General features: G+C 31.5%; 11 protein-coding genes. 9 read left to right on the top strand and 2 right to left on the bottom strand.

Annotated elements, in window-relative coordinates; genetic code table 11:
- Together B5D47_RS11045 and B5D47_RS11040 are read right to left on the bottom strand one after the other, a co-directional pair.
- Positions 1 to 242 (bottom strand): transposase (locus tag B5D47_RS11045; protein ID WP_078931891.1); only part of this gene is annotated, 242 nt, incomplete at its 3' end.
- Positions 243 to 436: 194 nt separating this feature from the next.
- The gene (locus B5D47_RS11040; protein ID WP_078931890.1) at positions 437 to 811 is read right to left on the bottom strand and encodes an HU family DNA-binding protein; all 375 of its coding nucleotides are present in this window, start codon (positions 809 to 811) and stop codon (positions 437 to 439) included.
- Positions 812 to 1170: 359 nt separating this feature from the next.
- On the opposite strand from B5D47_RS11040, the gene B5D47_RS11035 reads away from it, so the two are divergent.
- From B5D47_RS11035 to B5D47_RS11000, 9 genes are all read left to right on the top strand, one after another.
- Positions 1171 to 1404 carry a helix-turn-helix domain-containing protein gene (locus B5D47_RS11035; RefSeq protein WP_078931889.1) on the top strand — a complete coding sequence of 78 codons (234 nt, stop codon included), beginning with the start codon at positions 1171 to 1173 and terminating at the stop codon, positions 1402 to 1404.
- Between the two features lie 63 nt (positions 1405 to 1467).
- Positions 1468 to 2367: a Dam family site-specific DNA-(adenine-N6)-methyltransferase gene (locus tag B5D47_RS11030; RefSeq protein ID WP_078931888.1), complete on the top strand. Its 900-nt coding sequence runs from the start codon at positions 1468 to 1470 to the stop codon at positions 2365 to 2367.
- Positions 2368 to 2378: 11 nt separating this feature from the next.
- Complete coding sequence (locus B5D47_RS11025; protein ID WP_078931887.1) at positions 2379 to 3446, top strand: DNA adenine methylase; 1068 nt, start codon at positions 2379 to 2381, stop codon at positions 3444 to 3446.
- 1 nt (position 3447) lies between these two features.
- Entirely contained in the window at positions 3448 to 4836 is a 1389-nt protein-coding gene (locus B5D47_RS11020) for a hypothetical protein (RefSeq protein WP_078931886.1), read from the top strand.
- A 1-nt stretch (position 4837) separates the two neighbouring features.
- On the top strand, positions 4838 to 5971 hold the full coding sequence (locus B5D47_RS11015; protein ID WP_078931892.1) for a DNA methyltransferase: 1134 nt from the start codon (positions 4838 to 4840) through the stop codon (positions 5969 to 5971).
- Positions 5968 to 6090, top strand: a complete 123-nt coding sequence (locus tag B5D47_RS11355; protein ID WP_143592706.1) for an AAA family ATPase — start codon at positions 5968 to 5970, stop codon at positions 6088 to 6090. Before B5D47_RS11015 ends, B5D47_RS11355 begins: the two co-directional genes overlap by 4 nt.
- Positions 6091 to 8223 (top strand): AAA family ATPase, encoded by a 2133-nt coding sequence (locus B5D47_RS11010; RefSeq protein WP_078931885.1) that lies wholly within the window; start codon positions 6091 to 6093, stop codon positions 8221 to 8223.
- Positions 8224 to 8363: 140 nt separating this feature from the next.
- Positions 8364 to 8900 (top strand): hypothetical protein, encoded by a 537-nt coding sequence (locus tag B5D47_RS11005; RefSeq protein ID WP_078931884.1) that lies wholly within the window; start codon positions 8364 to 8366, stop codon positions 8898 to 8900.
- Between the two features lie 9 nt (positions 8901 to 8909).
- Positions 8910 to 9572, top strand: coding sequence for a DUF7424 family protein (locus B5D47_RS11000; protein ID WP_078931883.1), 663 nt, complete (start codon positions 8910 to 8912; stop codon positions 9570 to 9572).
- The last annotated feature ends 372 nt before the right edge of the window (positions 9573 to 9944 follow it).

Raw genomic sequence — 9944 nt, 5'->3', positions numbered from 1 at the left:
AAACCGAGGGCATCCTTCAGTATGTCATTGGCTTTTTTCAATTCTGCAATTTCTTTCTGCAGTTCCTCGACAGTTTTTGGTTCTTCTGTTGATTTTTCTTTCTTTTCTTTTGTTTTTCTTTTCTTTCTCCAGTCAATTATGGTTGCGTAGTTTATGCCCAGCTGCTGTGCTGCCTTCTTTGGTCCAATCTCATCTGAAAGCGAAATTGCTTCTTCCCTGAATTCTTTGCTGTACCTTTGCATTCGAAATACCTCTCTTTATTTTCGTAAAATTTTAGGTATTTTTCGACTGCACTTTTATTGTATCCTTTCATCTGTTTGCAACCAGATTGGCAGCCGTGAATTAATAATGAATTAATTTTATGTCGCAGTTTTAAGTCTCTGCGAGACTGATATTTGCGTACAAATTGTTTTTACGCTACCGCAAGAAGCTGTACCTACTTCCTTGTGTAGCTCACATCAGACAGCTCTTTTTTAAGCTCGGCACTTGGGGTAAAAAGGACACGCAGGTTCTTAATATCGTTCGAACTCACGTCCTCTGCCTTCTCATGCCCTATCGAACTGAATGAAAGCTTAAATATTCCAAACTTGTTCAGTCTGATGCGGTTAGAACTTTTCAGGTACTGCGGCATCTTATCCAAGAAACTCTCGATAACTGCTACAATATCTGCCGGGGTCAGCGTGCAGGACTTGGAAATTTCCTTAGCCAATGCATTGACATCGATTTCCTCACCGTACTCAGCCGACGCATAATACTTAGAATCCGCTTCTCTGTTGAGTGGGTTCTGTCTTTTTGTTACAGAATACATCATATAATGTACCCTCCATGATTAAACTACTTTTGAAGTACCGTATAAGCACCTCCGCTAGCGATTTTTTTCTCTGGGAACTCCGACGGAGCCCATATCTTCGGCCGAAAGATACGCCTTAAAAGATAATAAATTCATGTGCCAATCGGCAAGTCTTTTTGCGAAAATTTTAAGGATAGTGCCGTAAAATTCTCAGTGAGTTCTGGTCAAAAAGTCAGTGAGTTTTAAAAAATTCTCACTGATTTTAAAAAAATTCTCAGTGAGAATTTTGGCTTTTGCCTTAGGAAACATTTTTCTCGCTTTTCTCCCGATTTCGTGAGATTTTATTGAAGATTTAAGGAATTTATGATATTATAGTTTCGATGAGTGCAAGTTACAAAAAACTTTGGAAAATCCTCATAGACCGCGACATGAACAAGAGCGACCTTATAAGGCTGGCAAAAATTACAAGCAACATCGTTGCCAAGATGGGCAAAGGCGAAGATGTTTCTATGGAGAGCCTAAGAAAAATATGCATCGCCTTGAATTGTGAGATTGGGGATATTATGGAAGTTAATGGTGAAGGTGAAAAAAATAATCAGAGTGTCATTATTTGACACCTTGTGTATATTAAAATGGTAACATAATTTTTATTGTACAGTAAGGATGGCTTTTAGGATATGAATAGAATAATTTCTTCACCTATGAATTACATAGGTGGCAAATATAAATTGTTGCCTCAACTTTTGCCACTTTTTCCTGATAAGATAAATACTTTTGTTGATTTATTTTGCGGTGGTTGCAATGTCGGTATAAATGTACCTGCGAAAAAAACAATTTTCAATGATAATCTTTCCTATCTTATAGAATTATATAGAGAGTTTGACTCTTTAAGCAAAGAAGAGATACTCAATCATATTGACAACCGTATAAATCAGTTTAACCTTTCTCTTACAAATAAAGATGGCTATCTAGAATTAAGAAAGCTTTATAATTCAGAAAAAAATCCGTTAGATTTGTTTGTTTTGGTAGCTTACTCTTTTAATCACCAGATTAGATTTAATAATTCTCATGAGTTTAATAATCCATTTGGAAAAGAAAGGAGTTGCTTTAACGAACACATGAAGAATAATTTGCTTGATTTTTTAAATGCCCTTAATAAGAACTCTGTTGACTTTACTTCATTTAATTTTGATGAATTCGATTTTTCAATTCTTTCTTCAAATGATTTCGTATATTGTGACCCTCCGTATTTAATCACTACAGGAACTTATAACGACGGTAAACGAGGTTTCACTGGTTGGAATGAAGTCGAAGAAGAAAAACTTTTGAATATTCTTGATGACTTGGACAAAAGAAATATTTGTTTTGCCCTTTCAAATGTAATTGAGCACAAGGGAAAGGAGAATTTGATTTTGAAAGATTGGATAACAAGAAACAATTATTATGTTTCATATCTCGCAAAAAATTATTCAAATTCAAATTATCATACAATCGACCGAAATCCAAATGCAACTATTGAGGTTTTAGTTACAAACTATGTTCCACAAATTTCACAAGAAAATCTATTGTTTGCATAAGTTGGAAAAAAATGCGATATATTGGAAACAAGGAAAACATCTTAGATAAAATATATTCTATTCTCAAAGAAAATAATATTTCAGGGAAAACTTTTTTTGATTTTTTTTCTGGAACAGCAAATGTAAGCAAGTTTTTTAAGGAAAAAAACTATCAAATTTTTTCATCAGATATTTTATACCTTTCGTATTGTTTGCAAAAAGCATATATTGAAAATAACGAATCTCCAAAATTTGATAAGTTAATAGAGATAATTCCCAAAAATGAATTTGACAATTTATTTGCATCTCCTCTTGAAACTGTTGTCAGCTATTTAAATTCTATAAAGGGTGTAGAAGGCTTTATTTATAAGAATTACACTCCAACTGGGACAGAGAACCTTCCCAGGCAAAGAATGTATTTTATTGATGAAAACGGCAAAAGAATTGATGCTATCCGACTCAAAATAGAAGACTGGAAAAATAAAAGTTTAATTTCTGAAAATGAATATTTCATTTTACTTGCTTGCCTTATTGAAACAATTGGATTTTATTCTAATGTTGCAGGGGTTTATGCAGCTTTTCATAAATCTTGGGATCCAAGAGCATTAAAACCATTAACAATGCGTACAATTCAAATACTAAATAATAATCAAGAAAATATTGTTTACAATGATGACAGTATGAATCTTCTTGATAAAATTGATGTTGATATTCTATATCTTGACCCGCCATATAATGAACGACAGTATGCTCCGAATTATCATATTTTAGAAACAATTGCGAAATATGATGCACCGGAATTGCGTGGTGTTACAGGTATGAGAGACTATGCTAACCAAAAATCAAGATTTTGTAATCCAAATACTGCATTGGAAGATTTAGACAAAATCGCAAAAAATGCGAAATATAAAAATCTCGTTTTAAGTTATAACTCCGAAGGTATAATGCCCTCGGATAGAATAATTGAAACATTAAATCAGTACGGTACTGTAAAACTAGAGCAATTTGAGTATGCTCGTTTCAAAAGTAATAATAACGGCCTTGCCAGAACAAAGAAAACTGTATACGAACAATTATATATTTTGAAAAGAGAGGTGTAATATGAATCTTTGGATTTTAACAGAGGAAAGACCTAAAAAAGAGGTCTTGAAAATGATTTTTGAGTATTTCGCAAAAGACCAGAATTGCGGTTTCTTTGGTGATTCAATTCGTATCATTCCTATATTGAACAAAGATAAGACTTTCTCTTTTACCTATGAAGTTATTGGTTTCAAATGTGCAAAAGTTGATAAGATTTTTATAAAAACTGTTTCGGGAAGTTCAAGTTTTACGGATTTCCTTGTTTTCTATCAAGATAATTTGCCGACAGTAAAAGATACTCCCCTTTATGCTATCGAAGAAACAAAAACTGATGACAAAGAAAGCCGTAATACTGGAGTTTATCAGCGTTGCTCAAAATTTGTTTTTATCCAAAATTATTATCCTAAGACAAAACTCATAATGCTTTACGCTTTGCAAGTCGGTCAAAAAGAAAAGCCAACTGAAACTTACATCTTTGGAACTAGAATGCTTCTGACTCTCGGCGTTGAGATTTTGGGAAAGAAACTTGACCCGAAAATCTTTAAACCTTTTACATCTATTGAAGAATTGAGAATTGCTAAAGCAAATATGCGCCCTGCTCCTGCCGGTAACATTCCGATTGCAATAAATATCGCAGACGATGATTGGATTCAAGTTTCAGGTAGACTTTTCAAAAGTGGAGGTCTTTCACATGATCCGAATATTGGTGCATTAAGCATTATCTCTGCCGTTATCCGTAAACTTGGTTTCAAAGGTAAAATTGAAATCATTATGCATGGATTACAACAAAAGCATGTCGGCAAAACAAATAAATTTGTACAGATTGCGAATGTTCTTGGAATTGAACTGGAAGGATTAACGCTTCCGAAAGCAACCTTGCCAGAAGATTATTGGCATTATGAAACAAAAGGAGAAAAACTCGGTACAATTTTCATTCACCTTGTTGTCGAAAATTTCACAGAAAGTTATTCAATCTTTGAAAATCATGCAGGGTGTGAAAAAGGCTATTTTGTGACAAAAGATGGACAACATCTTGCTCTTGAAAAATATGCAGACAGAGAAGCTTATAAAGCTGGCGATAAGAATCAGATTATCTTTATTCCAGATTTAGTGCTTCTTGATATTGCAGAAACTGAAGTTATCACAATAGAAGGAAAAAAATATGAGTTCAAGCAAAATGGTATAGATGAACTGAACAATTACGATATTTTTGATGAACGCTATTTGAAACCATATTATCCAGAATATAAAATTATTCGTACCGTTGTACTCTATGGAAGCAATAACGAACAAATTGCTGAAATTGAAGTAGGTTTCTTGCTCAATGAAAAAGGTAAACTTGTTCTTGGAATAAAAGCTCCAAAGCTATTCAAAAGAGCAATTTCAAATCTTCTTGATTATTGGAATTAAAATGGACGCAAAAAAGAGTTTTCTTGATTTGGAGAAGATAGAATCTGAACTTCTGAAGTATGGAGTTGAAGATGTTGATTCTGAAATCGAGAAAATAGAAAAACAGGTTAAGTCTACTCTCAATTCTTATAAGGAGAAAAATAAGATTGCTCGTGAGCAGTATAAAAATGCTGTTCCTTTTTCAGAAGTTTATGAATCTGCTGTTAGCTTAAATCTGCCTGCTTGGGTTCTAAAAAAAATAGATTCTGCTCGTATTTTTGGGGATTCTAAGCAAATGATAATTTTTCCAGATGGTGAAAAATATCAAATAAATAATCCATTAAATAATCTTTCAGGTGGAGATTGGCTTAATTTTACAACATCTGTTTTTTCAACTTTTTACACTACTAATGGGAAAGATTCTTACGCACATGATATTAGAAAAATTCATCCTTCTCCAAAGCCACCGCAGTTAATGAAAGAAATAATCGAATTCTTTACAAAGGAAAACGAATTAGTTTTTGATTATTTTATGGGTGTAGGAGGCTCTCTGCTTGGGGCAGGACTTTGTAATCGAAAAGCAATAGGAATTGATTTAAATGAAAAATACATTGAAGCGTACAAAAATGCTGCTAAAGAAATTGGTGTTGATATTTTTTCAACAAAATGTGGTGATTGTTTGGAAATTCTTAATAATGAAAAGGAAATGAACTCTCTTTTGAGAGATGAAAAAATAAGTCTTGTTTTGATTGATCCACCTTATGCAAATATGATGAGCAAAGAGAAAACTGGCGGAGATATCGCTGTTTACGGAAATAAGGCAACACCTTTTACGAATGATGAAAGAGATTTTGGCAATCTAAATCAAACAGTTTTTTTTGACTCACTAAAACAATCGGTAGAGCTTGTTTTTCCATATATAAAAAAGCATGGTTATATAGTGATATTCATCAAAGATTTGCAACCAAATAAAAAAGAATTGAATTTATTACATGCTGATATAATTGAAAAACTTAATGAAATTCCGAATTTGAATTATAAAGGCCTAAGAATATGGGCTGACAACTCTGCAAAACTATTTCCTTATGGCTATCCATTTTCTTTTGTCGCAAATCAAATCCATCAGTATATATTGGTGTTTAGGAAGGAAAAATGATAAGAAAAGTAAACTTAAAGTGTGCCAGTTATAAAGAGTTGGCAACATTAGAAACAGATAAAAAAATCAACTTAATATATGGGTTAAATGGAAGCGGCAAAAGTACATTTTCTGAATAACTGCGAAAAATTGGATATGCAGATGAAAAATTTGCAAATTGTTCCATTGAAACCGACAATGCGGAAAATAAATCAGAACTCTCTTTAGATGAAAAAATACTTGTTTATAATCAAAAATGGGTTAATGAGGCTTTTTATGAAAACCCTACATTAAAAGGTATATTTTCTTTATCAAAAGAAAATGCTGATGCGAAAAAGAAGATAGATCTTGCAAATCAAGAAAAAGAGAAATTAGAAAAATTAAAAACTGAGAACGAGGAAAATAAAGAAAAATCTCGGAAATCATTCGAAAGTAAAAAACTAAAAATTGTTGATTCTATTTGGAAAATAAAAACTGACTATACTGGCGGAGAAAGAGCTACAGACCAATTTTTTAAAGGGTTAAAGAGTGATAAAGAAGCACTTTTTAACCATGTGCTTGGGATTTCAAAAAGCACAACTCCTCTTTTGAAAACTATCGAAGATATAAAAGAAGAACTACAGGTTCTTCTTGATAAAAATGCTACAAACATAGAAAACATAAGCAATGTTCAAATTTATAATTTAACTGAAGATGAAATTGTTTTATTAAAAAAAGAAATTACAGGTAGTAAAAACTCAACATTTTCAACTTTGCTTGATAAACTTCAAAATAGCGACTGGGTAAATTCTGGATTAAAATATGTCGAGAAACAAACTGAGCCTGCACAATGCCCGTTCTGTCAGCAAAAAATTGATAAACAACATCTTTTAGATGAGTTAAAATCTTGTTTTAATAAATCTTATGAACAAGATAAATTGAAACTTCAACATATTTATGACAATTACAGAAGACAGATAGATAGTATTTCTATCGATACTTCTTTTGAACAGAATAATTTATTAAAAGAATTTTCATCAAAATATGAGTCAGCGTTTGAAAAGTTGAAATCAAGTCTAAATAGAAATTTAGACATTATAAAAGATAAAATTTCTACCCCTAGCAAACAAATAACTCTTAATCCACTTATTACGGAATTAACTTCATTAAATGAAATTATAAAATTAGCAAATGATAAGATAAATGATTTCAACAAAAAAATAGACCAAAAAGATTTAACTTTAAAAGAATTAAAAAAACTTTTTTGGGAAAATATTAGATTAAAATATGATGTGATTATCACAAATTATCAAGAAGAAGAATCTTCATTTGATAAAGAACAGAAAAATTTTGATTCTGAAATTTTACGAATTAAAATGGAAATAGACAAACAAGTCAATATAATAACTGAACAGTCAAAGTTGGTATCAAATATTGACGAAGCCGTAATAAGCATAAACAATCGTCTTATTGAGTTAGGAATCGACAGCTTTAAAATCGAAAAATATGATAAAGATAAAGCTGAATACAAACTTGTTCGTTCTGAAGAAAGTGAGGATAATATTTTTGAATCTTTAAGTGAAGGTGAAAAAATGATTATCAGTTTCCTTTATTTCATCGAAGAATGTAGAGGTAAAGATGATTCTAAGACAGCTGATAAAAAGAAAATTGTTGTTATTGATGATCCTATTTCAAGTTTATCTCATATTTACGTCTTCAATATAGGAACATTAATAAAATCAGAATTCTTCACTTCATCAAAGGTTTATGAACAAATTTTTGTCTTGACTCATAATTTATATTTTTTCTATGAATTAGCGAAAGCACCCTATCGAGATATTAAAAGACTTAAAGATGAAGAACAAGAAAAAGAACATAAAAAAGAATTTAATTTATTTAGAATTATAAAATCTACAAAGGGTAGCTCTATTACTACAATGAAATACAGTGAAATCCAAAACGATTATCAGATGTATTGGTCTGTTGTAAATGACAAGAACAGCAAACCGGCTTTGATAGCAAACTGTATGAGAAATATAATTGATTATTTCTTTGGGTTTATTGAGAATAATGCATTGAGTGGAGTTTTTCAGAAAAAGGAATTTAAAGATAATATAAACTATCAAGCATTTTATAGATACATAAATCGGGAATCGCATTCGGATAATGTAAATATATATGATATGAAAGAATTTGATTATGATTCTTTTCAAGAAGCTTTTCATGAAGTATTTATTCTTGCTGGTTATGAAGAGCATTATAATAAGATGAGTAAAATAGGAATTAATGATTAAAATTATTAGAACAATATAGAATAAATATATTTTAGTAAAAATCGTATAACAAGAAGTTCAAAGCCGACACGCGGTCAAGCCGCGTGCGGTTTAACTCATTGTTATGTGGACGCCCGCACTGGGGCGCAGGAGGAAGAATTATGAAAAAATTTTGTATTTGTTTGCTATTATGTTTAATACCATTTTTTATATTTGCTCAGGAAAGTTCTGAAAGGAAATATATAGATGGTTATGAAGATTTAGAATGGGGAACAACTATTGAAAAAGTCCGCACAAAGTATAGCAATCTTTCAAAAGAATGGGATGCAGATTGCATGAGCGGAGAAGAATGTTATTCTGCATACTCTGGATCAGTACGAAGAATTTTCCGTTTTTATAATAATAAATTGTATTGGGTTCGTGTTATTTATGACGATATAACACAAACCCAGTTTGATGCACTTAGTGATAAATTAATATCCAAATACGGTTCATTATATTTTGATATCGATAAAGATGAAAACACGAAATTTGGCTATGAATGGCTGTTGTTTACAGATTTAGTGGTTACACTTTCTGTAAATAATAAAATTAATGGTTTTGGTGCAAAGCTTGGAGAATGGGTTGGAGTAACTTATTATTCAAAATCTATTATGAAAGAAATGCAAACTGTGGAATCCGAAAACATAGAATTGTAGAGGTGACAAATGAAAAAAAGAATATACGGTATCACATTACTTTTTCTTCTATGTTTTCTATTTCTTGGTTGTGGCGGTGAAATTAAAATCAGTATTTTTACAAGAGATTTGCAAGATGTATTGGCTTCTAGAAACGAAGTAATTTATACAAATGTAAATATAATTGTAGAAAGTCTACAGGATGAAAATGATATCTCATTTTTAAGAAATTGCTTAAATGGTTTTTCTAATGAGCATATAATTGAATATAATTATTCAACTTCATTGTCGTTTGATATAAAAGTTCCAATAATAAGAGACGGCACAAATTTAGATTTTTCAAAAGATTTATTAATAATCGAAGGGAAAAACAATAATGACAACTTGGATTTTTATGTAAAATATAATCGAGATTTGTTATCAAGAATAGATAGATATTTTTATAACACTCATTATCAAAACATAGAGTTATCAAAGTTTAAAATTAGAATGGAAATAAATAATGACGAGAGAAAGTCATTAAATTTGATTACTTACAGTGCCTATGTAAATGGAAAAGCTTATCCTTTCGAACATAATGAAGAGTTAAAAGAAAGAGATAGAATTACTGTTGAGATTAGTGAGATATTTGGAAAATACATTTCAAATATGAATGAATATGAAAAAAAATATCCAATTTTCTCAATAAAATAATAAACACATAACATGCGCTTCAAATCGGATGTCGGGTCAAGCCCGCCACCGTTTAAGATGGCATGATATAAAAGGCTGGGAAAAAGTGGTACTCTGGTTTGACGGAATCAGAGAGCCGGCGGAAGGTTCTAACTACTGGTGAAGAAGCCACTGCGTGAATGGCAGCCGCTTACTTCGGGTTTAAGATTAATCAAAGCCGACCGCCGTACGCCATAATGAGGCGTGGGGGCATTCCCCACGACCTCGGATAGGAGCACGGTATACCACTACCAGCGTTTACTCCTGATTCCATTTTATCATATAAGGGGTAAAAAATGGAACAGAAGAGATTTGTAGGTATCGACCTGGGGAAAAGGACTTATGAAATTAAGT

This window comes from Treponema berlinense (assembly GCF_900167025.1).
Taxonomy (GTDB): domain Bacteria; phylum Spirochaetota; class Spirochaetia; order Treponematales; family Treponemataceae; genus Treponema_D; species Treponema_D berlinense.
This window is presented reverse-complemented; position numbering and strand designations above follow the sequence as displayed.

Excerpts from the sequence above, each read along its gene's own strand:
- B5D47_RS11040 (WP_078931890.1), bottom strand. The coding sequence starts at position 811 with ATGATGTATTCTGTAACAAAAAGACAGAACCCACTCAACAGAGAAGCG.
- B5D47_RS11035 (WP_078931889.1), top strand. The coding sequence starts at position 1,171 with ATGAGTGCAAGTTACAAAAAACTTTGGAAAATCCTCATAGACCGCGAC.
- B5D47_RS11030 (WP_078931888.1), top strand. The coding sequence starts at position 1,468 with ATGAATAGAATAATTTCTTCACCTATGAATTACATAGGTGGCAAATAT.
- B5D47_RS11025 (WP_078931887.1), top strand. The coding sequence starts at position 2,379 with ATGCGATATATTGGAAACAAGGAAAACATCTTAGATAAAATATATTCT.
- B5D47_RS11020 (WP_078931886.1), top strand. The coding sequence starts at position 3,448 with ATGAATCTTTGGATTTTAACAGAGGAAAGACCTAAAAAAGAGGTCTTG.
- B5D47_RS11015 (WP_078931892.1), top strand. The coding sequence starts at position 4,838 with ATGGACGCAAAAAAGAGTTTTCTTGATTTGGAGAAGATAGAATCTGAA.
- B5D47_RS11355 (WP_143592706.1), top strand. The coding sequence starts at position 5,968 with ATGATAAGAAAAGTAAACTTAAAGTGTGCCAGTTATAAAGAGTTGGCA.
- B5D47_RS11005 (WP_078931884.1), top strand. The coding sequence starts at position 8,364 with ATGAAAAAATTTTGTATTTGTTTGCTATTATGTTTAATACCATTTTTT.
- B5D47_RS11000 (WP_078931883.1), top strand. The coding sequence starts at position 8,910 with ATGAAAAAAAGAATATACGGTATCACATTACTTTTTCTTCTATGTTTT.